Source organism: Campylobacter sp. CNRCH_2016_3089, from assembly GCF_025772505.1.
GTDB lineage: Bacteria > Campylobacterota > Campylobacteria > Campylobacterales > Campylobacteraceae > Campylobacter_D > Campylobacter_D lari_D.
The window spans coordinates 18719-41491 of the sequence record NZ_JAKMSF010000001.1 but is presented as its reverse complement, the minus strand read 5'-3'; the positions used below and the strand labels follow the sequence as shown (position 1 = coordinate 41491).

The 22773-nt window shown below is 29.6% G+C and carries 25 protein-coding genes; 18 read left to right on the top strand and 7 right to left on the bottom strand.

All coding sequences use genetic code 11. The features are described from left to right. Window positions 1–6: 6 nt before the first annotated feature. From L8W69_RS00230 to L8W69_RS09325, 9 genes are all read left to right on the top strand, one after another. Window positions 7–624 carry a TlpA family protein disulfide reductase gene (locus L8W69_RS00230; RefSeq protein ID WP_263661836.1) on the top strand — a complete coding sequence of 206 codons (618 nt, stop codon included), beginning with the start codon at window positions 7–9 and terminating at the stop codon, window positions 622–624. After that, window positions 608–901, top strand: a complete 294-nt coding sequence (locus L8W69_RS00225; RefSeq protein WP_220566880.1) for an ATP-dependent Clp protease adaptor ClpS — start codon at window positions 608–610, stop codon at window positions 899–901. Before L8W69_RS00230 ends, L8W69_RS00225 begins: the two co-directional genes overlap by 17 nt. Further along, on the top strand, window positions 898–3027 hold the full coding sequence (locus L8W69_RS00220; RefSeq protein WP_263666133.1) for an AAA family ATPase: 2130 nt from the start codon (window positions 898–900) through the stop codon (window positions 3025–3027). The genes L8W69_RS00225 and L8W69_RS00220 overlap by 4 nt, the downstream gene beginning before the upstream one ends. After that, a complete protein-coding gene (gene aat / locus L8W69_RS00215; protein ID WP_263666132.1) occupies window positions 3002–3643 on the top strand; it encodes a leucyl/phenylalanyl-tRNA--protein transferase in 642 nt (213 codons plus the stop codon). Before L8W69_RS00220 ends, aat begins: the two co-directional genes overlap by 26 nt. A 92-nt stretch (window positions 3644–3735) precedes the next feature. Further along, window positions 3736–4167, top strand: a complete 432-nt coding sequence (flgB, locus tag L8W69_RS00210) for a flagellar basal body rod protein FlgB (protein ID WP_263666131.1) — start codon at window positions 3736–3738, stop codon at window positions 4165–4167. Window positions 4168–4177: 10 nt separating this feature from the next. Beyond that, window positions 4178–4672, top strand: coding sequence for a flagellar basal body rod protein FlgC (flgC, locus tag L8W69_RS00205; RefSeq protein ID WP_133318691.1), 495 nt, complete (start codon window positions 4178–4180; stop codon window positions 4670–4672). A 3-nt stretch (window positions 4673–4675) separates the two neighbouring features. Further along, on the top strand, window positions 4676–4972 hold the full coding sequence (gene fliE / locus L8W69_RS00200) for a flagellar hook-basal body complex protein FliE (protein WP_263660140.1): 297 nt from the start codon (window positions 4676–4678) through the stop codon (window positions 4970–4972). A 3-nt stretch (window positions 4973–4975) separates the two neighbouring features. Then, on the top strand, window positions 4976–6784 hold the full coding sequence (locus tag L8W69_RS00195; RefSeq protein ID WP_263660141.1) for a peptidoglycan D,D-transpeptidase FtsI family protein: 1809 nt from the start codon (window positions 4976–4978) through the stop codon (window positions 6782–6784). A 247-nt stretch (window positions 6785–7031) separates the two neighbouring features. Next, on the top strand, window positions 7032–7313 hold the full coding sequence (locus tag L8W69_RS09325) for a BspA family leucine-rich repeat surface protein (protein WP_412175467.1): 282 nt from the start codon (window positions 7032–7034) through the stop codon (window positions 7311–7313). A gap of 16 nt (window positions 7314–7329) precedes the next feature. On the opposite strand, the gene hemH is transcribed toward L8W69_RS09325, so the two are convergent. Genes hemH through L8W69_RS00180 form a run of 3 tightly spaced genes read right to left on the bottom strand, consistent with a single transcriptional unit; the run spans window position 7330 to window position 10168 of the window. Next, on the bottom strand, window positions 7330–8235 hold the full coding sequence (gene hemH / locus L8W69_RS00190) for a ferrochelatase (RefSeq protein ID WP_263666130.1): 906 nt from the start codon (window positions 8233–8235) through the stop codon (window positions 7330–7332). Between the two features lie 2 nt (window positions 8236–8237). Beyond that, the gene (locus tag L8W69_RS00185; protein ID WP_263666129.1) at window positions 8238–9095 is read right to left on the bottom strand and encodes a Gfo/Idh/MocA family protein; all 858 of its coding nucleotides are present in this window, start codon (window positions 9093–9095) and stop codon (window positions 8238–8240) included. After that, window positions 9092–10168: a DegT/DnrJ/EryC1/StrS family aminotransferase gene (locus L8W69_RS00180; RefSeq protein WP_263666225.1), complete on the bottom strand. Its 1077-nt coding sequence runs from the start codon at window positions 10166–10168 to the stop codon at window positions 9092–9094. The genes L8W69_RS00185 and L8W69_RS00180 overlap by 4 nt, the downstream gene beginning before the upstream one ends. Window positions 10169–10276: 108 nt before the next feature. On the opposite strand from L8W69_RS00180, the gene alaS reads away from it, so the two are divergent. From alaS to L8W69_RS00155, 5 genes are all read left to right on the top strand, one after another. Then, on the top strand, window positions 10277–12814 hold the full coding sequence (gene alaS, locus L8W69_RS00175) for an alanine--tRNA ligase (protein ID WP_263666128.1): 2538 nt from the start codon (window positions 10277–10279) through the stop codon (window positions 12812–12814). Further along, window positions 12814–13356, top strand: coding sequence for a septum formation inhibitor Maf (gene maf / locus L8W69_RS00170; protein ID WP_263666127.1), 543 nt, complete (start codon window positions 12814–12816; stop codon window positions 13354–13356). Before alaS ends, maf begins: the two co-directional genes overlap by 1 nt. Further along, the gene (locus L8W69_RS00165; RefSeq protein WP_263666224.1) at window positions 13356–15287 is read left to right on the top strand and encodes a PBP1A family penicillin-binding protein; all 1932 of its coding nucleotides are present in this window, start codon (window positions 13356–13358) and stop codon (window positions 15285–15287) included. The genes maf and L8W69_RS00165 overlap by 1 nt, the downstream gene beginning before the upstream one ends. 84 nt (window positions 15288–15371) lie before the next feature. Next, complete coding sequence (gene msrP / locus L8W69_RS00160) at window positions 15372–16265, top strand: protein-methionine-sulfoxide reductase catalytic subunit MsrP (protein ID WP_220566891.1); 894 nt, start codon at window positions 15372–15374, stop codon at window positions 16263–16265. Continuing rightward, on the top strand, window positions 16265–16813 hold the full coding sequence (locus L8W69_RS00155) for a sulfite oxidase heme-binding subunit YedZ (RefSeq protein WP_220566892.1): 549 nt from the start codon (window positions 16265–16267) through the stop codon (window positions 16811–16813). The genes msrP and L8W69_RS00155 overlap by 1 nt, the downstream gene beginning before the upstream one ends. Before the next feature lie 70 nt (window positions 16814–16883). On the opposite strand, the gene L8W69_RS00150 is transcribed toward L8W69_RS00155, so the two are convergent. The 4 genes from L8W69_RS00150 to L8W69_RS00135 all read right to left on the bottom strand — a co-directional run bounded on the left by L8W69_RS00150 (window position 16884) and on the right by L8W69_RS00135 (window position 20322). Then, window positions 16884–17408 (bottom strand): DUF2165 family protein, encoded by a 525-nt coding sequence (locus tag L8W69_RS00150; RefSeq protein WP_263666126.1) that lies wholly within the window; start codon window positions 17406–17408, stop codon window positions 16884–16886. Between the two features lie 66 nt (window positions 17409–17474). Beyond that, window positions 17475–19595 (bottom strand): heavy metal translocating P-type ATPase, encoded by a 2121-nt coding sequence (locus L8W69_RS00145; RefSeq protein ID WP_263666125.1) that lies wholly within the window; start codon window positions 19593–19595, stop codon window positions 17475–17477. Then, window positions 19585–19776, bottom strand: a complete 192-nt coding sequence (locus L8W69_RS00140) for a cation transporter (RefSeq protein WP_263661033.1) — start codon at window positions 19774–19776, stop codon at window positions 19585–19587. The genes L8W69_RS00145 and L8W69_RS00140 overlap by 11 nt, the downstream gene beginning before the upstream one ends. After that, window positions 19777–20322, bottom strand: coding sequence for a GNAT family N-acetyltransferase (locus tag L8W69_RS00135; RefSeq protein ID WP_263666124.1), 546 nt, complete (start codon window positions 20320–20322; stop codon window positions 19777–19779). An 80-nt stretch (window positions 20323–20402) separates the two neighbouring features. On the opposite strand from L8W69_RS00135, the gene L8W69_RS00130 reads away from it, so the two are divergent. Genes L8W69_RS00130 through L8W69_RS00115 form a run of 4 tightly spaced genes read left to right on the top strand, consistent with a single transcriptional unit; the run spans window position 20403 to window position 22736 of the window. Then, window positions 20403–21110 carry a YebC/PmpR family DNA-binding transcriptional regulator gene (locus L8W69_RS00130; RefSeq protein WP_133318678.1) on the top strand — a complete coding sequence of 236 codons (708 nt, stop codon included), beginning with the start codon at window positions 20403–20405 and terminating at the stop codon, window positions 21108–21110. Between the two features lie 10 nt (window positions 21111–21120). Then, window positions 21121–21603, top strand: coding sequence for a peptidylprolyl isomerase (locus L8W69_RS00125; protein ID WP_263666123.1), 483 nt, complete (start codon window positions 21121–21123; stop codon window positions 21601–21603). Between the two features lie 48 nt (window positions 21604–21651). Next, complete coding sequence (locus tag L8W69_RS00120) at window positions 21652–22080, top strand: trehalose-6-phosphate synthase (RefSeq protein WP_220566898.1); 429 nt, start codon at window positions 21652–21654, stop codon at window positions 22078–22080. Between the two features lie 50 nt (window positions 22081–22130). Continuing rightward, window positions 22131–22736: a DedA family protein gene (locus tag L8W69_RS00115; protein WP_263665274.1), complete on the top strand. Its 606-nt coding sequence runs from the start codon at window positions 22131–22133 to the stop codon at window positions 22734–22736. Window positions 22737–22773: the final 37 nt, after the last annotated feature.

The window sequence follows — 22773 nt, the reverse complement described above, 5'->3', positions numbered from 1 at the left end:
ATTTTGATGAAAAAATTTACTTATTTGTTTTTTACATTTGCTTTTGCATTTTTAATAAGTGCTTGCTCAAGTGAAGAAAAAATCGAAAATGAATTTGCATTTGCTGAGTATAAAATGGGTGATGAAATTCTTTTAAAAAGTGTCAATGGTGGCGAGAAAACCCTAGTAAGAACACAAAATGGTTTTGTAGTAAAAGGTGAAGAGGGTAAAATTTTAATGTTTGATTTTTTTGGAACCTTTTGCACACCTTGTCAAGAAGAAGCCACTCATCTAACAAGTTTGTGGCAAAAAAATGCTGACAATTTTATCATCATAGGACTAAGTCATTTTGAAAATGTTAGCGATCAAGCTGTAAAAGATTTTGCCATTAAATATGGGGCTTATTATTTCTTAAGCAATTCTAAAGAAAATGATAGAATTGTTGCACAAGCATTAAAAGATATCAACTATCAAAGCATGGAACAACTTCCTTTTAAAGTAGTTTTAAAAGATGGAAATTATCAAGATCTAACAGATTTTTGGAATAAAGACTCAAAAAGTTATGTGAAATATTATCTTGGAAAAGTTTCTACTGAGATTATGCAAGAAGATATTACTAGGATATTAAATGAGTCTAAAAAATGAAATTTTAGAACAACAAAAACTAGCAGAACCTAAAATGTTTAAGGTTTTGCTTTTAAATGATGATATTACCACCATGGATTTTGTAATTGAAATTTTAATGAATATTTTTCATCATGATTTTGAAAAAGCAAGTGCAATTATGCTTGAAATCCATCATCAAGGAAGCGGAGTTTGTGGCATATACACAGAAGAAATTGCGCTTAGCAAAAAACAGCAAGTTGACATGGCAGCAAAAAATAATGATTTTCCACTCCAAACAAGGATAGAAGAACAATGAAATATAAAGAATTGATTGACTCATTTATACCAAATGCAAGACATTTAAGCTTTATCAATCATCATGAATTTATCACTTGTGAGCATTTACTTTTTGCTTTAGTTAAGCTTAGCAATGATTTTAAAAATCTACTTGAAGAAATCGGAGATGGTGATTTACAAGGCTTTGAAAATGAATTAAAAAATTATCTAGCTAAAAATAATGAAATTTTAAAAAAAGAAATAGAACCTATTTTTTCTGTGATCTTGGAAAATATATTACACAAGCTAAATGCAAAAAATCAAACAAGTGTGATTGATTTTATCATTGCACTTTGCAAAGAAGAAAAAGCTTATTCTTATAATATCTTAAAAAAACACCTAATAGAAGAAGAAAAAATAAAAGAATTGTTACAAAATGCTGAATTTGAAAATTTAAAAACCCATACCATAGAGCTAGTTGAGCTTGCAAAAAAAGGCAAAATAGATCCTGTTATAGGTAGGAAATTTGAACTTGAAAGAATGATGCAAATTCTAAGCCGTCGTAAGAAAAATAATCCTATTTTAGTTGGTGAACCAGGTGTTGGTAAAAGTGCTATTATAGATGGGCTAGCACTAGCTATAGCTGAAGAAAAAGTGCCAAAACATTTAAAAAACTCAAAAATTTATAGCCTTGATATGACAAGCTTGCTTTCGGGGACAAAATATAGGGGTGATTTTGAAAAAAGGTTAAAAGATATCATTAAAGAATTAGAAAATATCCCTAATGCTATTTTATTTATAGATGAAATTCACACCATAGTAGGAACCGGCGCAAGCAATGAAAGTCATGCAGATATGTCAAATTTATTAAAACCTGCATTAAGTAATGGCAACATCAAATGCATAGGTGCAACTACTTTCATAGAATACAAAAATACCTTTGATAAAAACAAAGCTCTAAGTAGAAGATTTGCAAAAATTGATATAGATGAGCCAAGCGAAGAAGAGTGTTTTTTGATCTTGCAAGGCTTAAAAAGCAAATATGAAAATTTTCACAAAATCAAAATCAGTGATGAAATTTTACAAACAAGTATAAAGCTAGCAAAACAATTTTTACATGATAAATTTTTACCCGATAGTGCGATTGATTTAATCGACGAGCTTGGTGCAAGCTTTGCTTTAGAAGATAAAAAAACCAAAAAAATAGTAAAAATAAAAGATTTAGAAAATACTTTAGCAAGAATGACACATTCTCATAAAATTTATGAAAGCGATCAAGGTAAAATTCTTAAGAACTTAGAGCATGATTTAAAACAAAACATCTTTGGACAAGATGAAGCTATTAAAGCTTTGTGTTCTATTTTAAAACAAAGCTATGCGGGGTTAAAAGGCAAAAATACCCCAAAAGGTGTGTTTTTATTTACCGGATCAAGTGGAGTTGGTAAAACTGAACTTGCTAAAAATTTAGCACAAATTTTAAACCTTAACCTTGAAAGATTTGACATGAGTGAATACTCACAAAAACATGATGTGAGTAAACTCATAGGAACTTCAGCAGGCTATGTGGGCTATGAAGATGGTGGCTTGCTTAGTAATAGTATTAGAAAAAATCCTTTTAGTGTGGTTTTATTTGATGAAATAGAAAAAGCTCATCCTGATTTAACTAATACTTTTTTACAAATTTTTGATAATGCAAGCTTGACAGATAATAGTGGATTAAAAGCTGATTTTAAAAACACCATTATCATTATGACTTCAAATTTAGGTCTCAAAGAAAGTAATGAGCTTGGTTTTTTAAGCAGTGATAAAGAAAAAAGCAATAAAGCCATAAAAGATTTTTTTGCGCCTGAGTTTATCAACCGTATAGATAAAATCATTCATTTTAACGACTTAAGTCAAGAAATTTTAGAACAAATCGTCCAAAAAGAACTAGATTTAATGGCAAAAAATTTAAATAACATCACCATAGAAGCTGATAAAAAAGTAAAAGAATTTCTTGCTAAAAAAACCAATAATAAAGAATTTGGAGTAAGATTGCTAAAACGCATTATTGCTGAAGAATTAGGAGAGAGATTGAGCGATGAGATTTTATTTGGAAAATTAAAAAATGGTGGTAAATTAAAACTCAAACTTTCCAAAAATGAAAAAATCGAATTTGTATTCTAAACTTTTAAAAAGCCCTGATGATGCGCCTGTTTTTATTAGTGAAAAACTAGAGGTAGACTTTATACCTCATGCTTATAGCTTAGGGCTTTTTCCATGGACTAGCAATCCTGTTACTTGGTGGTGTCCTTCTCCTAGAATGGTACTTTTACCTGATGAAGTGCGCATACAAAAAAGCATAAAAAAAGCTTTAAAAACTTATGAAATAAGACTTGATTTTGATTTTAACTCGCTTATAAGTCATTGTGCAAAAAGAAAAAAAACTTGGATAAGTCAAGAATTTATACAAGTTTACACAAAGCTTTTTGAGCAAAATTTAGCTCATAGTGTCGAAGTTTATGAAAATAATGTTTTAATCGGTGGTTTATATGGACTTATAATAGGTAAAATATTTTTTGGCGAAAGCATGATAAGTCTTAAAAAAGATGCCTCAAAAGTAGCCCTAATAAGACTTTGTGAGCTTTTAAAACCATATGATTTTTTAATAGATTGTCAAGTGCCTAATGAGCATTTAAAATTTATGGGTGCTAAAGAAATGACAAAAAAAGATTTTTTAAAAACACTAGAAAAAAAAGTTTCGCTTGAAAGTGGCTTTAAAAATTTCAAAAATTTACTATAAAAAGATATACTTATACATAAACAAAATTGCATAAATATTTTGGAATGATTTTTGCTTTTAGTCTATAAAAGCTTTATTTTAAAGGAAAAATTATGATAAGCCCTTTTAAATCAAAAGAACTTATTGTTGATGCTTTAGCAGGAAGAAATCTAAGAAGTCAAATGATTAATTCTAACCTTGCAAATGTTGATACTCCTTTTTATAAAGCAAGAGATATAGAATTTGAAACTGCTTTAGTTAATAGAGCAAATGAAATTTTTAAAAAGAAAGATACTAAAGAGCTTGAATTAGCAAGCACAAATACGAATCATCAAAAACCTTGGAAATTTCCAGATCCTAATAAATCAACTATTTATTTAAGAGATGGGCATTTGGCAAGAAATGACGCAAATACAGTAGATCTTGATGTAGAAACTACTGAAATGAGCAAAAATACTATGATGATTTCTGCTTTAGATGGTATTTTAAGAAGACAAAGTAATATTTTTTCAACCATCATAGAAACAAGCTCTAAATTAGGCTAGGAGAAAAATAATGGCTTATTTAAGTGATTTTGATATTAGTGGATATGGACTTAGTGCTCAACGCTTTAGAATGAATGTAATTAGCTCAAATATAGCTAATGCTAATACTACTAGAACAGCAGAAGGTGGTCCATATAGAAGAAGAGAAGTGATTTTTAAAGCAACTGACTTTAACGAATTGCTAAACAAGCAAATAGCTAAAGATAATAATTTTTTAGAATATGAAAATCCTTTAAATGATCCTGCTTCACAAAAAGATGCAAAACCTGCTATAATGAGCGTAGTAGTTGATAAAGTTGTAAGAGATGATAAAGATTTTCGTATGAAATTTGACCCATCTCATCCAGATGCAAATGAACAAGGTTATGTTGCTTATCCAAATATAAATCCTGTTATTGAAATGGCCGATTTAATAGAAGCAACAAGAGCTTATCAAGCTAATGTAAGTGCCTTTACTAGCACCAAAACTATAGCACAAAGTGCGATAGATTTACTAAGAGGTTAATAAATGAACACTATTAATGGTATAAATCAATTTAACAATGTTAATAACAAAAACAACAATAACAACACAAACAACATAGGAGATGAGTTTTCGAGTTTATTAAAAAATTCCATCAACGATCTTAATAAAACTCAAGAAACTGCCGAAGCTGCTATGGTAGACATTGCAACAGGCGAAGTCAAAGACTTACATCAAGCTGCAATTGCGATTAGCAAAGCTGAATCAAGTATGAAATTTATGCTTGAAGTTAGAAATAAGGCTATAAACGCATATAAAGAAATTTCAAGAACCCAAATTTAATATATGCTTTCAAACACCATTAGAAATAGGGTTTCAAAAGTAGCTTTTGCTTTTTGCATGGCTCTGTTTTTTATGGCCTTATTTTTACTTTCTACTTTTTTTCTAACCTCAAAACGCCATATACCAAATACTCAAAAAGAACAATATTTTTCCGCTCTTAGAGGTAATATCATCACAAGCGATAATTTTACCGTAACTTCTAGTAGGCAAATTTATAGAGCTGAAATTGATCTAAGGAGCTTAAATCCCGATAAAAAGGATTTGTTTTTAACTCTTTTTCAAATTTATAGTGGCGCAAGTGATGAACAAATGCAAGATATAAAAAAAAGAATGCTTGCAAAGAAAAAAAGAAGTTATAATTTTATTTTACTCCAAGATATTAACTCAAAAGACGCAAGTTATTTAAAAGAACTAGCTAAAAAACTTTATACTCAAGGTTTTTTTAAATCCTTCACAAATAATAATGGCAGAGTGGAGACAAGAGGGCTTGATATTATAGAACACAAAGAAGATCGTGTATATATGCCAAAAGATTCACTTACTCCAATCATAGGCTACACAAGAACCTATATGGATGAGCAAAGTGAAATTTTTAAAAATGTCGGCATAAAAGGTTTGGAAAAATACTATAATGAATGTTTAAATCCTTTGCAAAATGCTAAAATTCAAGGTTTAAGAGATATAGGTGGTAATATCATCTTGAATTTGCATTCTTATGAACAACGCAAAATAGATGGTTGTAATTTATACTTAAATATTTCCTTAAAACTTCAAAAAGGTTTAGAAAAAGCTATCGATAAAAGAAATGAAGATCTAAAAGCCAATGAAATTATAGTTGCCATCATGGAAAGTAAAAGCGGAAAAATTCTAGCACTTGCTAGCTCAAGAAGATATGATCCGCAAAATCGCGGAAAAGATCTATCTGTACTCAATGCAAGTGCCATAGAATATGGCTATGAAGCAGGATCTGTTATAAAACCTTTTATATTTACCACTGCATTAATGCTTGATAAAATCAAAGTTGATGAAATCATTGATACTCAAGGTGGACAATACAAACTTGGTCGTTTTACTATACGCGACGATCACAAAAAAAACAAAATGAGCATGGAAGAAGTTATTACTTACTCTTCAAATGTCGGTATGATTAAAATTGCTCAAAGATTAAGTAATCTTGAAATCATCTCAGGACTTAGAATTTTTCGTTTTGGAGAAAAAAGCGGTATTGATCTTCCTTATGAGCAAAAAGGAGAAATACCAAATCCAAAAAGATTAAGAGAAGTTGAAAAATCTGTATTAAGTTATGGTTATGGCTTGAAAACAACTTTTATACAACTTTTAGCTGCTTATAATGTATTTAACAATGATGGAATTTACATCACCCCACAAATTGCAAATAAAATTTATCAAGATGGGCGTTTAATAAAACTTGATGATGAAGTTAAGAAAGAAAAAATTCTTTCAAGCAAAGCTGCCAAAGAAATGCAGCAAATTTTAATTAATGTTATAGAAAAAGGAACCGGTAAAAAAGCACGAACTCAAGGTATCATTATAGGTGGAAAAACGGGTACAGCTAGGATTGCTGAAAGAAAAGGCTATACTTCAAATCGCTATAATGCCTCGTTTTTTGGCTTTGCAAATGATGAGAAAAATACCTATACCATTGGAGTTTTAGTAAGACATCCTACCAAAGCTTATAGTTATTATGCCGCACAAAGTGCTTTACCTATGTTTAAAGATACAGTAAATCTTTTGATTAAAGAAAGTTATTTAAAACCCATAGAAAGCAAAAACAATGACATTAAAAAATAAAATTACAATAATAATCTTTTTTTATATTGATTTTTTGTTTCGCTTATTTAAAGTATTGGGTTTTATTATTTATAACTTTACTTGTGTTTTTAGTTATATTATATTTACTCAAACTGCAATCAAAAAAGATAATCCACAAACCAAAAACAAAAGAAACTCTTAAATATTTGATACTATCAGATATTCCGCTTAAAAATATAGATACAAGCAATGTTGACAATATTGAAGGAGTGTTTTAGGATATAAGATCCAACAAGCTCTAAATAACTACAACAAAAAGCTTAAAATTCATTGCTGGGATGTTTCAAATGTATTATGGATGGAATATGCATTTTTTTGTGAATCTATTTTCAAAATTCCTTTTTCAAAAACTCCAAAATTTAATCAAGATTTAAACAATTGGAATATTGATAGTGTTATAAACACACAAAGTACGTTTAGTGGATGTATAAATTTCAATCAAAAACTATCAAACTGGAATTTAGAAAATATCCCGAGAAAAAATATATGTTTTTTAATACCGCTATAAAACATTAATATAAAAACTATATTTTTACTTGATTTAAAATAAACTCTATAAACTCATCACTATCATTAGGACATTTAATAAGCTCATAATCGCTTTTTGCTAAGTGCCTATATTCAACTCCAAGCTCAAAAATCGTTTCAGAGCAATCTATACAAAAAGATATAGGATAAATCAAAGCTTTTTGATCTAAACTTTCTAAAATATCACTTGTGTTAGGCTCAAGCCATTTAACTGGACCTAGTTTTGATTGATATGATAAAATGATTTGGTCAAATTTATTTTTAAGTTTTCCTTTTAAAATATCCACATGCTCTTGCACATGTTTTTCATACAAATCACCTTTTTTAATCACTGAAAGCGGTAAAGAATGGGCAGAAAAAATCAAAGTTTTATAATCGTATTCTCTTTTTTTTTCTAAAATATGCTTTATAATCATTTCATTATAAAGTTCATCTTTATAAAAAACATCAATGATTTTTACATTAGCTTGGTTTTGGATATTTCTTAGCTCATTTTCCACTACTTCTAAAGAACTAGTTACAGTGGTTTTAGAATGATGAGGATACAGAGGAAATAAAATAATTTCATCATTTTTTTGAAAATCATATTTTGAAAAAACCTCATTTGCAAAAGGTGGTACATAAAGACTAATAAAATCGAATTTATATTCTCTAGTTTTAGAATTTAATTTATCACATAAACTTTGTGTGATTTGAGTAAGTGGGGATTTTCCACCCATTTTTTCATAGTTTTGTTTCATAGCTTTTAATCTTGATTTTCTTATCATAAAGGCTACAAATTTTCTTAAAAAAACATTTTTTATCCCTAAAATATAAGGATCATTAAACATATTTTTTAAAAAAACTTCACATTCATCAAGTTTATTAACCCCGCCCATATTTAAAAAAAAGACATATTTCACTATCAAACACCTTCTAAAATTTCTTGTACTCTCAAAGCATCTTCAATGCTAGCCAAATTTTCGCAAACCCCATTTTGTAAAAACTCAAAAAAAGCCTCATGCTCAGCATATAAAGGAGAATTTTTATATAAATTTGGAATTTTTTGCATATTAATAAAAAGTTCAAAATTTTTAAGATCAAGTTCATAAGTATGTTTTTTACCTAAAAGTGTGATCTTTCTTATAATGCATTGTCCATTCCAACTATCATGGATATTTGCTAAAATATTTTCCAATTTTAAACCTATCATTACCTCATCTTCAAATTTATCATGATGAAAGCTTTTATAAATATTTGCTTTTAAAATTTGTTCTTGACTTAAAAATCTAACTAAGTCAATATCATGCACACTAAGATCACTTAAAACACCCACATCATTTATTCTTTGTGGATAAGGAGAAATTCTTTGTATGTTAATACTTATAATATCATCTTCTAAAAGTTTTTCTTTTAAAGTTAAAATAGCCGGATTAAATCTCTCACAAAAGCCCACCCCTACTCTGACTTTATTTTCTCTAGCTTTTTGCTCTAAAATTAAAATTTCATCTACATTTAATGCCAAAGGTTTTTCTATCAAAATATTTTTTATTTTAGGAAAAACCTTTAAAGCTATATCTAAATGCGTATGAGTAGGCGTAGCAATGATAACACCATCAAGATTTTGTGCTAAAAAATCATCAAAATTTTTATGAAAAAAGTGTTTAAATTTATCTTTACAAAAAGGATCATAAAGATGAATTTCTTTTACTTTTAAATTACGCTCGAGTTCTCTTAAATGGTTTTTACCCATTTTACCAAGGCCTATAAGCCCTATTTTCATTTAAAAGCCTCAATCACTCTAATTTGGTGTTCTTCTTTTAAAAACGCACTCATAGGTAAGGATAAAATTTCATCACTTAATAGCTCTGTATTTGGCAAATCACCTTTTTTATAAGCAAGATAATCGAAAGCTTCTTGCAAATGAAGCCCCAAAGGATAATGCACCGCAGTAGGTATACCTTGCTCTTGTAATTTTTGCATGAATTTTTCTCTATTCTTTACACGCACGCTATATTGAGCCCAAGCACTCACAAAATCATCTTTTCTTGGCGGCAAAATACAATTTTTTAAATTTTCATCATAAACTTTTGCTATTACTTCTCTTTTTTTAATCTCTTCATCTAAGTATTTTAATTTCACATTTAAAACAGCTGCTTGGATGGTATCAAGCCTTCCATTAATACCGATGTATTTATGCTTATATCTTTGCACTTGTCCATGATTTAAATAAATTTTTATTTTTTGCGCTAATTCATCATCTTGGGTAAAAATCGCCCCGCCATCTCCATAAGCACCTAAAGGCTTAGACGGAAAAAAGCTTGTGCAAGATATATCAGCTATAACACATGATTTTACACCCTTTTGACTAGCTCCAAAACTTTGTGCGCTATCTTCTATCAAAGCGATGTTTTGACTTTTACAAAGTTCTTTTAAAGCAAACATATCAGGCATAAGCCCAAAAATACTCACAGCGATTACAGCTTTAGTTTTAGGCGTGATAGCACTTTGAACTTTTTCTAAACTAAGATTATAATCTTTAAAATCAATATCTACAAAAACGGGCTTAGCGCCGATTAGAGCAACCATTTCAGCTGTAGCTATAAAGGTAAAACTTGGCACTATTACCTCATCATCCCTACCCACACCCAAAGCCATTAAGGCTAAAAATAACGCACTTGTGCCACTTGAACAGCCTATTGCATGTTTGACACCTACATATTTAGCCAAATTATTTTCAAATTCTTCTAATTTTGCACCACCTATAAAAGAGGTGCTTTGTAAAACTTCGCCAATAGCCTCATCGATTTCATTTTTATAAGCATTATATTGAGCATTTAAGTCTATAAAAGGAATTTTCATTATATTAACCTTATAAATTTAAAATCATGATTATAAGATAGTTTTACTTAATTTAAAGTATTTTTGGTATTATTTTAAGCAAAAAACTAGCTAGGAAAATCTATGGATATAAGAAAAGAATATTTAGAATTTTTTAAATCAAAAGGACATGAAATCACTCCTTCAAGCCCTTTGGTGCCTGATGATGCAACTTTACTTTTTACTAATGCAGGTATGGTACCTTTTAAAAGCATATTTACCGGAGAAGTGCCACGCCCTAATCCTCCGCGTAAAACAAGCTGTCAAACTTGTATAAGAGCCGGTGGAAAACATAATGACTTAGACAATGTAGGCTATACGGCAAGACATCATACTTTCTTTGAAATGCTTGGGAATTTTAGTTTTGGAGATTATTTTAAAGAACAAGCCATTGCTTATGCTTGGGAATTTGTAACTGAAGTTTTAAAATTACCTAAAGAAAAATTATATGTAACCGTTCATGAAAGTGATGATGAAGCATATGAGCTTTGGCAAAAGCATATAGAAAAAGAAAGAATTTATAAATTTGGCGATAAAGATAATTTCTGGCAAATGGGCGATACTGGACCATGCGGGCCTTGTAGTGAAATTTTTTATGATCAAGGCGCTGAACATTTTAATTCTAGTGAAGATTATATGGGTGGAGATGGAGATAGGTTCTTAGAAATTTGGAACCTAGTTTTTATGCAGTATGAAAGAAGTGCAGATGGAACGCTTACTCCATTACCAAAACCAAGTATTGATACAGGCATGGGGCTTGAAAGAGTTAGTGCTATAAAAGAAGGAAAATTTAGTAATTTTGATAGTTCTTTGTTTATGCCTATTATTGAGAGTATTGCAAAACTTTGCGGTAAAACTTATACCTATGAAAGCGGAGCTAGTTATAGAGTAATTGCTGATCATATAAGATCAAGTGTATTTTTACTTGCTCAAGGAGTTGGCTTTGATAAAGAAGGCAGGGGTTATGTTTTAAGAAGAATTATGCGTCGTGCCTTAAGACATGGATATTTGTTAGGTCTTAAAAGAGCTTTTATGTATGAGCTTGTAGATGTAGTTTGTGAGTTAATGGGTGGGCATTATACTTACTTAAATGAAAAAAAAGAATTTATTAAAGAACAAATCAAACTAGAAGAAGAAAGATTTTTAAGCACTATTGAAAATGGTATAGAAATTTTTAATGAAGAACTTAAAAAAACTAAAGATATTTTTAGCGGTGAAGTAGCTTTTAAACTTTATGATACTTATGGTTTTCCGCTTGATTTAACCCAAGATATGCTAAGAGAAAAAAATCTTAGTATAGATGAGGCTAAATTCAATGAGCTTATGCAAGAACAAAAAGATAGAGCTAAGGCTTCTTGGAAAGGAAGTGGGGATAAAGCAGTTAGCGGGGACTTTAAAGTTTTATTAGAAAAATTTGGCAAAAATACTTTTAGTGGTTATGAAAATTATGAAGAAAAAACTAAAATCATGGCTATTTTGGATGAAAATTTTAAAATCATAACCGAAACTAAGGCAGGAGATATAGCGTGGTTAATGCTTGAAAAAACTCCATTTTACGCAACAAGTGGAGGGCAAAGTGCTGATATAGGCTTTATCAATGAAAATGAGGTTTTAGATACACAAAAATTCTTTGATATTAATCTTAGTCAAGTGAAATTAAAACAAGATCTTAAAACAAACGATGAAGTGTTAGCTTGCATAGATACTAAAAAAAGAGAACAAATTGCTAGACATCATAGTGCGACACATTTATTACACCATGCTTTAAGAGAAATTCTTGGCTCACACATTAGCCAAGCAGGTTCTTTGGTAGAACATAATAAATTAAGATTTGACTTTACTCATCCAAAAGCTCTAAATAAAGAAGAATTAAAGCAAATAGAAGCTTTGGTAAATACTTACATCATGCAAGCAAATGAAGCTAAAATTGAAATTTTAGCTTTAGATGAAGCTAAAAAAAGTGGTGCAATAGCTTTATTTAGTGAAAAATATCAAGAAAAAGTAAGAGTTTTAACCCTAGGAGCTAGCAAAGAGCTTTGCGGTGGTACTCATGTGAAAAATAGCTCTGAAATAGGAAGTTTTTACATCATCAAAGAAAGTGGTGTTAGTGCTGGGGTTAGAAGGATAGAAGCGGTGGTAAGTAAAGCTGCACTTGATTATGTTAGTGAAAATTTAAAAGAGCTAAACCAAGTTAAAGAAGAGTTAAAAACTCAAGATATTTTAAGCTATGTAGCAAAATTAAAAAATGAAATAGCCAGTTTAAAAAATGAATTAAAAAATTCAAACAAAACAGAATTAAACTCTAAAGAACTAAATGGTATTCAATATTGTGTGCAAAAAATAGATAATGGTGATATAAAAACTATGATAGATGAGTTTAAAAACAAATTTAACAAAGCTGTAATTTTACTTTTACAAGAAAAAGAAGGTAAGATTATCATAGCAGCAGGTGTTAAAGACACTTCGTTAAAAGCTGGTGTTTTGGTAAAAGAAATTGCACAAATGCTTGGTGGAAACGGTGGCGGTAGAGATGATTTTGCAACAGCTGGCGGTAAAGATACAAGTAAAATAGAACAAGCACTTGATCATGCTAAAAAAATCATAGAAGAAAGTCTTGCTTAATGCTTTATTTAGCTTCAAGTTCGCCTTCACGCGTTGCTTTATTAAAAGAAGCAAATATCGCTTTTGAACAAATTATTATAGATTATAATGAGAGTTTGGTAAAAAAAGATAATCCAAGCTCTTATGTGCAAAAAATTGTTTTAGAAAAAGAAAGACAATTTTTTACAAAATATCCTGATTTTAAAAATGTTTTATTTGCTGATAGTATAGTTTGTACTCAAAATATCATTCTTACTAAAGCTAAAAGCGATAATGAAGCTTTTAATATGCTCAATTTACAAAGTGGTAAAAGTATTAGCGTTTTAAGCGCGATGATTTTAGTTTTAGAAGATAAAAAGATTTTCAATCTTAGCAAATGTGATTTGATCTTAGATAAATTTGATTTAAAAGATATGCAAGAATACATTGATTCAAAACTTTATCAAGGTAAAGCCGGAGCTGTGATGTGTGAGGGATTTCATAAAAAATACATTAAAAAAATCATAGGTCATCAAAGTACAGCGCTAGGGCTTAATATAGAACTTTTGAAAGCATTTTTATGATAAAAATTTTAAAAATATTTCTTTCTTTTTGTATAATGTGTGCGGTTGGAGTTTTTATATTTATTGCATATTTATTTTCTGATTCTGATTTAAATCAATACACTTTTAAAGATTATAAACCACCTCTTACAACACAAATTTTTGATAAAAATGGAAAATTAGTTGCAAATGTTTTCGAGCAACACCGCTTTTATGCTCCTTATGAAGAACTTCCACCAAGACTTATAGAAGCTTTGGTAGCCATTGAAGATACTAGCTTTTTTGAACATGGCGGGGTTAATATAGATGCAATTTTTAGAGCAGCTATTAAAATCATAAGAAGCGGTGGAAAAACTATGGAAGGAGCTTCCACTCTTACTCAACAATTCATAAAAAATACAGAATTAACTCCTGAGCGTACTTTGAGCAGAAAGCTAAAAGAAGCTTTGCTTGCATATAAGATAGAAAATACTTTAACTAAAGAGCAAATTTTAGAAAGATATTTAAATTTCATCTTCTTTGGACATGGATATTATGGAGTAAAAACTGCTGCGCTTGGGTATTTTAGAAAAAATTTAGATGAGCTTAGTTTGAAAGAGATTGCTATTTTGGTAGGTATGCCAAAGGCTCCAAGTACTTATGATCCTACTAGACATTTAGATCTTTCTTTAGCTAGAGCAAATAGCGTAGTACAAAGAATGTATAATCTTGGTTGGATTTCTAAAGAAGAGTATGAAAACGCCTTAAAAGAAATTCCAAAAGTATATGATGATACTTTAACACAAAATGCAGCCCCTTATGTTACTCAAGAAGTTTTAAAACAACTAAGCGGGATTAAAGACTTAAAAAGTGGTGGCTACAAAATAGAGCTTGCCATTGATCTTGATGTGCAAAATATTGCAAGAGAAGCTTTAAAATTTGGCTATGATGAAATAGTTAAAAGAGATAAAGATGCAAATTTAAGCACACTCAATGGAGCTATGATAGTAGCAAATCATCAAAATGGAGACATTTTAGCCTTAGTTGGCGGGGTAAATTACACAAAAAGTAATTTCAACCGCGCCACTCAAAGCTTAAGACAACCGGGGAGTTCTTTTAAGCCTTTCTTATATCAAATTGCCATTGACATGGGCTATTCTCCTATGAGTAAGGTTGCTGATATTTCAAGAATTTTTGAAAGTACTAAAAAAGATGAGAAAGATTGGAAACCTAAAAATTATGGTGGAAAATTTCTAGGACTCATAAGTTTAAAAGAAGCGCTAACTGGCTCAAGAAACCTAGCTACCATAAATTTAGCTCTTGCCCTAGGACTTGATGTAATCCACGATAAGCTTCAATTTATGGGCTTTGAAAACATACCAGTTGATTTATCTATAGTTTTGGGTAGCTTTGGAATTTCCATTTATGATTATGCTAAACTTTACACGGTATTTGGAAACTATGGTGTGCAAAAAGACTTATTACTCATTAAAAGAGTAATCGATAAAAATGGTAAAATAGTAGTAGAATTTAATTCCGGAGAAAAAAAAATCAGCGAACCTGAACAAGCCTTTTTAGTCAATGATATGATGCAAAATGTTGTAAAAAAAGGCACTGGGCGTAATGCTAGAGTAGAAGGGATTGAAATAGCTGGAAAAACAGGCACTTCAAATAAAAGCATTGATGCGTGGTTTTGTGGCTTAACTCCTGAAATAGAAGCTATCATTTGGTATGGAAATGATGATAATAAGCCTATGAAACAAATAGAAGGTGGGGCAAGAACTGCTGCGCCGGTTTTTAAAGAATTTTTAACAAAATACTTAGAACTTTATCCTGATAGCGCTAGAAAATTTATCATCCCAAAAGGGGTTTATCAAGGAATTTATGAAAAACAAAGAGAGTACTACACCAATACTTCTCCATTTCCAAAAAACAACCCTGCTCTATCTGAAAATAATGAGGTAATTTTTTAAAAATATTTTTTATAAAATAATAAAAATTATCCTTCTATTTTCCTTTATATGTTTTAATATAACAAAATATATAAAGGATGCTTCATGAATATCACAAACGAACAATTATATAACAAAAGACGCCATTTTTTAAAACTAGGTGCTGGAGCTTTAGTTAGTTCAGCTTTAGTTCAATCTGAATTAATGGCATTAAATTTCTTTCCTGATCCTAACAATGAAAAATTAAATTTAAGTGAAGAAAAAATTGCAACTAATTATGTTAATTTTTATGAATTTTCTACTGATAAAAAAAGAGCTGTTGAGCTTGCAAAAAATTTCAACACAAATGGTTGGAAAATAGAAGTTAGCGGGGAAGTTGAAGAACCTTTGACTTTAACTATGCAAGATTTATTGGCTTTTCCATTAGAAGAGAGAATTTATAGATTTCGCTGCGTTGAAACTTGGTCCATGGTGGTGCCTTGGGTTGGTTTTGAATTGCGTGCTTTAATAGAAAAATGTAAAGTTAAAAGTGAAGCTAAATTTATAAAATTTACCACTCTTTTTGATAAAAATCAATTTGCCGATCAAGCCTCATTTTTTCCAACTCTTGATTATCCTTATGTAGAAGGCTTAAGATTAGATGAGGCTATGCACCCACTAACACTTATGGCTGTGGGCATGTATAAAAAGCCTTTATTAGGACAAAATGGAGCACCTATTCGCCTTGTAGTTCCATGGAAGTATGGCTTTAAAAGTATAAAATCTATTGTAAAAATAGAATTTACCAAAGAACAACCTAAAACCACATGGGAGTTAGCAAACCCTAGAGAATATGGATTTTATGCTAATGTTAATCCAAATGTCTCTCACCCAAGATGGTCTCAAGCAAACGAGCGTCCTTTGGGAGATTTTTTCACTAAGCCTACGCAAATGTTTAATGGCTATGAAAAAGAAGTAGCGCATTTGTATAAAGATATGGATTTAAAGGTTAATTTTTAATGAGCAAAAAAGTTTATAATATCAGTGGATTTTTAGCTTTTGTTTTAAGTATTGTTTTTAGTGTTTATCAAATCATGCAAGAATTTGATATTGTAAAATCTGTATATTTTTATAGTGGTGTATTTGGCTTAATCTTTTTTGGATTAAGCCTATTTTTTTCACTTTTAAAGTATAAACACACAAAAGATTACCCTAAATTTTTAGGTTTTTATGCATTTTTTTGGGTTTTGATTCACTTTTTTAATTACTTTGCTTTTAGTAAAAATTTAGATTTAATGCTTTTTTTCAAAGATACTTTTAGTAAAAATTTAGAATTTAGTGGTTTTATAAGCTTTTTTATACTCACACTTATGTTTATAAGCTCATTTAAGCTTTTTAAAAAATTAAGTAAGATAAGAAAATTTGGCTATTTTTGCTTTTTACTAGTATCTTGGCATTATTTTTTATCTGCAAAAATACCGCAAATTCCACATTTTTTAGCACTGAGCCTAGCTTTATTTTTTTTGTTTTTTAAATTATGGAACAATTACAAAAAAAAGAAGAAGTAAATATTTACAAGCTCAATCATTATAAAAACATTTTATATTTTCCACAAACCCTCAACAGAGAGTTTGTGATTTAATCATCGTTTTTAATACTAATATAAACTAACGCTAAAAGCATATAGGTTACTAATCTAGTAGCATCAGGCAAACCATTCCAAGTTTTGCTCATCCACATGCCAAACCACTCTGCAGCCACCACTTGAAAACCAAAAAACCATAACAAACAACAACAAGTTAAAGCAATGATTCCAAATTTTTTAGCTTCATGGAAAGTTTTTGCATCTAAATTTCTTGCTTTAAACATATCTAAAGCACCTTTTAAAGCAGTCAGCATAATAAAAGCTTCAAAACAAATAATAAAGATATAGGCAATATGATGGATCGTAGAATTTGTAATAGCCCTATAAACAATAGCATTACCTAAATAATCAGGCTTAGTATCCATACTCATAACATGTTTTACAAACTGAAAATTTGAATTATAATCAGTTATATTACCAAAAACAACAATAGCAGCCAAAGAGGCAACGGTAAGCAAGATAATCATTTTAGAATATCTTATTACACTCATCATAGAAAAACTACAATTGCAATTCATTAAATACTCCTTTTTGTTAAAATTATATTAATATAATACAACAAATATTAAATAAAACTGAAATATCTAACGCAATCTTAAAGAATTGACTACAACCGTTACCGAACTAAAACACATTGCTAAAGCTGCCAAATGCGGACTAAGACTTATAAATGGCACAAGACCTGCCGCAATGGGAATACATAAAGCATTGTAGACAAAAGCCCAAAAAAGATTAAGTTTGATGATATTTTTAGTTCTTTGAGAAAGCTCAAAACAATAAGCTACTAAAGATAAATCATCTTTTATCAAAATCAAATCTCCGCTTTTTTTAGCAAGCTCACTTGCTTTAGAAAAACTTATGCTTGCGCTAGCTAAATTTAAAGCAGGAGCATCATTGATACCATCTCCTACAAAAAGAACTTTTTCTTTTTTGATTTTTTCTTTTATGAAATCAAGTTTTTGCTCAGGTTTTAAATCAGAATAATATTCATCAACATTAAGCTCATTTGCTATTTTAGTAACACTTTTTTTATTATCACCACTTAAAATAATACTTTTTATACCTTTTTGTTTTAAATTTGCTATCAAATTTTTAGCTTCGTTTTTAAGTTCATTTTTTAAACAAACCCCGCCAAGACAAATATTATTTTTTGCAAAATACAAACATATAGGTGCTTGATCTTCAAATTCTTGCAAAAATTGCTTGCTTTTTTGTATATCAACACTATTTTCAAGCATTAATTTTTCATTGCCTATTAAATATTTATCATCATTTTCCTCATAAAGCAAACCACTACCCACTAAAACACTTAATTTTCCTTGTAAATTTAAATTTACATTCAATTTTTTAGTAAAAGCCTTTGCGATTGGATGTGAGCTTAAATTTTCAATTTGCGTGAGTTTTTGAAAATTTTCTTGAGTTAGATCATGCTTATAAACACTTAAATCATCTTGACTTAAAGTGCCTGTTTTATCAAAAATAGCAAGTTTTATACTAGCTAAATTCTCTAATACCGCTGGATTTTTTACTAAGATAAAATTTCTTGCACCATTTGCTAAAGCACTAACTATAGCTATAGGGGTTGCTAAGCCCAAAGCGCAAGGACAAGAGATTAAAAGAGTGGCACAAGCATGTAAAAATGCTGCGTTGACTCCTTCTTTAAAATACCAAAAAACAAACACAAAAAGCGATAAAACAATAATACAAGCTACAAAATAAGCTGAAATTTTATTAGCTAAATTTGCTAAAGGTGTTTTGATATTGCCTGCTTTAAAAACAAGATCTTTAATTTGTTCTAATGAGCTTTCAATCGCCTTTTTACTAGCTTTAATCTTTAAGCTTCCATTAATCAACACACTTCCTGCTAGAATTTCATCATTTTGCTTTTTCAAAAGTGGTAAAAATTCTCCTGTTAAAAAACTCACATCAACCTCAGCCTCGCCTGCTATAATCACCCCATCAACAACAACGCTTTCACCCTCTTTCACTAAAATCACATCATTTTCTTTTACAAAAGCACTAGGTATGCTTTTTATACTTGCATCTTCTAAGATTATATTAGCTTTTTTAATATCTATATTTTTTAGTTTGTTTTGATATTCTAAGGATTTAAATTTAGCCTTTTCTTCTAAGTATTTACCTAATAAAACAAAACTTACAATCATCGCTCCGCCACTAAAATACAAATAACCATCTTTACTAAATACCTCAAAATACACAAAAAAAGAATATATAAAAGAAATAAAAGCTCCTAAAGATATCAAGGTATTCATATCTAAATTTTTATGTTTTAATCCTTTAAGAGCGTGGATAAAAAAACCTTTTCCGCAATAAAAAATCGCTATCATAGATAAAAACATTTGAATTAAAGCAGAAACATTTCCTTGAACAAACATTTCAAAATACATCACAATAGAGCTTAAAATTATACTCATAATAAGCTTTGTTTTCATATTTTTAAGCTCTTTGAGTTTAAATTCGTATAAATTTTGTTCTTCGTGCAATATCTCAAAACCCAAAGCTTTGATTTTTTCTTTGATCTTTGCTTCTAAAGATAAATCTTTAAGCAAAAACACTCCACTAGAATTGACATAAGAAACACTTACATCTTCTACCCCATCAATTTTTGCACAAACTTTTTCTATAGCATTAGAGCAATTAACACAAGTCATATTGCCTATTTTTAACTTTAACTCATGCTTCATCTGTCTCAAAACCTAAATCTTGCAATTGTTTTTTAAACTCTTCAACTTGCTCTACTTTTAAATCAATCTCTATGCTTTTATTTTCAACACTTATTTGCATAGCACCAAATTCATCTTCCAATGAAGCTTTGATTAAATTTACACAACTTTGACAATTAATATTTTTAGTTTTTATAATCATTTATTCTCCTTTTTCTCTATATTCATATTTATGAGTGTGAAAAATTTTATTTTTTATAAATTTAAAACCCATTTTTTCATAAAGTATTTTTGCATTTATATTTTCATCTTCTACGATTAATGAAAGCTTTTTGCCATTTTTCAAAGCTTCATTGAAGGCATATTCAATCAATTTCTTAGCAATACCTTTCCCTCTTGCCTTTTCATCCACGCAAATACTATCTAAATAAAACTCATTATCACATTCTTTTAAAACTTTTTCATTAATTCCTAAAAATTCTAAATGCTCATTTAAAGGCTTATCTAGCTCATCTGCCAAAACCCCATCATAAAAACAAATCACACCTAAAATTTCATTATCTTCTTCATAAACATATATATTTCCATAGCTTAAACGATTATTTTCTTGAGTGAAGAAATTTTCTAAAACCTCTATGGCTTTTTGATGATCATTATAGCCACTAAGTTTATATATAAAATGATCCATTGCCAAAGCAAGCAATTGTATACATTTTTTAACATCATCTTTCCTAGCTTTTCTGATCACTCTTTTGCTCCTTTAAAATCAAATTTAGACTTCTTAGTTTATACTTTTAACTTTAAAACAATATAAGAAAGAGAGAATTTATGGGAAGAGCGTTTGAATATCGCAGAGCCTCTAAAGAAGCAAGATGGGATAAAATGAGCAAACTTTTTCCAAAACTTGCAAAGGCTATACAAGTAGCAGCAAAAGAAGGCGGAGCTGATCCTGATATGAACCCAAAGCTTCGTAGTGCCATAGCTACTGCAAAAGCTAATAATATGCCAAAAGACAATATCGATGCAGCTATTAAAAGAGCAAGTGGAAAAGATAGTGCTGATATTAAAAATATCCACTATGAGGGAAAAGCAGCACATGGAGCTTTAATCATTGTTGAGTGTATGAGTGATAATCCTACACGCACAGTGGCTAATGTAAAAGCAATTTTTAGCAAAAATGGTGGAGAAATTTTACAAAATGGCTCTTTAACTTTTATGTTTTCACATAAAGCTGTTTTTCATCTTGAAAAATATGATGGAGATCTAGAAGAACTTGAACTTGAACTCATTGATGCAGGACTTGAAGAACTTGAACAAAATGATGAAGAATTACTAATTATAGGTGATTACACTGCTTTTGGTGAACTTAGTAACGCCATAGAAAAAAAAGGCTTAGTGCTTAAAAAAGCAGGACTTGAATATCTTGCTAATAACCCCGTAAGCTTTAGTGAAGAGCAACTTCTTGATATTGAAAAATTGCTTGATAAATTAGAAGATGATGATGATGTACAAGCAGTTTATACCAACATAGAATAGGAGCAAAAAAATGCTTAAAAAAATCGACATAAAAGATGTAAAAAAATACAATTTTGCTATCATTAGCACCGAAAAAGGCGATATGAAATTAGAATTATTTCCCGATGAAGCACCACAAACTGTGTGTAATTTTGCTAATTTAGCTAATGATGGTTTTTATGATGAGCTTATTTTTCACCGTGTGATTCCAAATTTTGTAATACAAGGTGGTTGTCCTTATGGTATAGGTTCAGGTGGTCCTGGCTATGAGATAGAATGTGAATGTGACGATCAAAAACACAAACATTTAAGAGGTAGTTTATCCATGGCTCATGCTGGTAGAGATACAGGTGGTTCACAATTTTTTATTTGTCACAGCCCACAACCTCATTTAGATGGAGTGCATACTATCTTTGGACAAATCAATCCTGAAGACAAAGAAAGTTTAGAAGTACTAGATAGCATTAGAGCAGGAGATAAAATCAAAACTATCCAAATTTTAGAAAAACTTTAATTTTACATCTCCTTAAAATTGTGCTATGATTTTTTAAGGAGATTAGTTATGCATTTTATTTTTATTTGTATTCATCTTATCTGTGCTATATTTTTTATAGCCTATGTATTTTTTGATGTTTGTGTTTATTGCTTTGCTTATAAACACGAAAGCAAAGAAGATTGCGATAAAATTAAAAAAGCCTATACCAAATCAAGTATTTTTATTTTTGCTAGTATTTTTATCTTACTTTTATTGAGTGGTTTTTATCTTTTAAGTTTTTATGAATTTAATTCTTTTTGGGATTTTTTTGCAAGCAATTTTGGAGTATTTTTATTTATCAAGCTTTTGCTACTAATAACAATGTTAGCTTTAACTTGTTATTCTTTGTTTTTTATAAAAATTTTAAAAAGAAAAGATCCCTTAAAATCTCACTTGATTGCATTGATTTTATGCATTTTAATAGTCATTTGTGCAAAAGCCATGCTATATTTTTAAAACATTAAAACTAAATTTATATCATTAGTTTAAAAAATTAAAGGGTGTTTATGCTTGGTGATATTATAGATTTTTTACTTACTCTTGCAAAAGATTGGGGTTATTGGGGGATTATCTTTCTTATGTTTATAGAAAGCTCCTTTTTTCCTTTTCCTAGTGAAGTAGTCATGATACCTGCTGGATATTTAGCTCATCAAAACGAACTTAACTTTTGGCTATGTCTACTTTGTGGGACTTTTGGAGCTCTTTTGGGTGCTTTATTAAATTATTACTTATGTTATTTTTTAGGGCGTAATGTTGTTTTAAAAATATGTAAATATTTTGGAGTTAATGAAACAAAATTTGCTCAGTTTGAAACCTTTTTCAATAAACATGGTGAAATATCAACATTTAGTGGTAGATTAATCCCTGGATTGCGTCAATACATTTCTTTACCTGCTGGACTTGCAAGAATGAATTTGAAAAAATTTATATTTTATACTAGTTTGGGAGCTGGAATTTGGTGTTTGATTTTACTTATATTAGGTTATATTTTAGGTAAAAATGAAGACTTACTTAAAGAATATCTACATTTTGTTATTATTGCTTGTATTATTTTTATAAGTATGCTTTTAGCAATTTATATTTATATACAAAAAAAGAAAAATCGCACTTAATTTTTTTAACTTCCTTAAATTACCTAGTGCATATATT

Excerpts from the sequence above, each read along its gene's own strand:
- L8W69_RS00230 (WP_263661836.1), top strand. The coding sequence starts at position 7 with ATGAAAAAATTTACTTATTTGTTTTTTACATTTGCTTTTGCATTTTTA.
- L8W69_RS00225 (WP_220566880.1), top strand. The coding sequence starts at position 608 with ATGAGTCTAAAAAATGAAATTTTAGAACAACAAAAACTAGCAGAACCT.
- L8W69_RS00220 (WP_263666133.1), top strand. The coding sequence starts at position 898 with ATGAAATATAAAGAATTGATTGACTCATTTATACCAAATGCAAGACAT.
- aat (WP_263666132.1), top strand. The coding sequence starts at position 3,002 with ATGAAAAAATCGAATTTGTATTCTAAACTTTTAAAAAGCCCTGATGAT.
- flgB (WP_263666131.1), top strand. The coding sequence starts at position 3,736 with ATGATAAGCCCTTTTAAATCAAAAGAACTTATTGTTGATGCTTTAGCA.
- flgC (WP_133318691.1), top strand. The coding sequence starts at position 4,178 with ATGGCTTATTTAAGTGATTTTGATATTAGTGGATATGGACTTAGTGCT.
- fliE (WP_263660140.1), top strand. The coding sequence starts at position 4,676 with ATGAACACTATTAATGGTATAAATCAATTTAACAATGTTAATAACAAA.
- L8W69_RS00195 (WP_263660141.1), top strand. The coding sequence starts at position 4,976 with ATGCTTTCAAACACCATTAGAAATAGGGTTTCAAAAGTAGCTTTTGCT.
- L8W69_RS00185 (WP_263666129.1), bottom strand. The coding sequence starts at position 9,095 with ATGAAAATAGGGCTTATAGGCCTTGGTAAAATGGGTAAAAACCATTTA.
- alaS (WP_263666128.1), top strand. The coding sequence starts at position 10,277 with ATGGATATAAGAAAAGAATATTTAGAATTTTTTAAATCAAAAGGACAT.
- maf (WP_263666127.1), top strand. The coding sequence starts at position 12,814 with ATGCTTTATTTAGCTTCAAGTTCGCCTTCACGCGTTGCTTTATTAAAA.
- msrP (WP_220566891.1), top strand. The coding sequence starts at position 15,372 with ATGAATATCACAAACGAACAATTATATAACAAAAGACGCCATTTTTTA.
- L8W69_RS00155 (WP_220566892.1), top strand. The coding sequence starts at position 16,265 with ATGAGCAAAAAAGTTTATAATATCAGTGGATTTTTAGCTTTTGTTTTA.
- L8W69_RS00150 (WP_263666126.1), bottom strand. The coding sequence starts at position 17,408 with ATGAATTGCAATTGTAGTTTTTCTATGATGAGTGTAATAAGATATTCT.
- L8W69_RS00145 (WP_263666125.1), bottom strand. The coding sequence starts at position 19,595 with ATGAAGCATGAGTTAAAGTTAAAAATAGGCAATATGACTTGTGTTAAT.
- L8W69_RS00140 (WP_263661033.1), bottom strand. The coding sequence starts at position 19,776 with ATGATTATAAAAACTAAAAATATTAATTGTCAAAGTTGTGTAAATTTA.
- L8W69_RS00130 (WP_133318678.1), top strand. The coding sequence starts at position 20,403 with ATGGGAAGAGCGTTTGAATATCGCAGAGCCTCTAAAGAAGCAAGATGG.
- L8W69_RS00125 (WP_263666123.1), top strand. The coding sequence starts at position 21,121 with ATGCTTAAAAAAATCGACATAAAAGATGTAAAAAAATACAATTTTGCT.
- L8W69_RS00120 (WP_220566898.1), top strand. The coding sequence starts at position 21,652 with ATGCATTTTATTTTTATTTGTATTCATCTTATCTGTGCTATATTTTTT.
- L8W69_RS00115 (WP_263665274.1), top strand. The coding sequence starts at position 22,131 with ATGCTTGGTGATATTATAGATTTTTTACTTACTCTTGCAAAAGATTGG.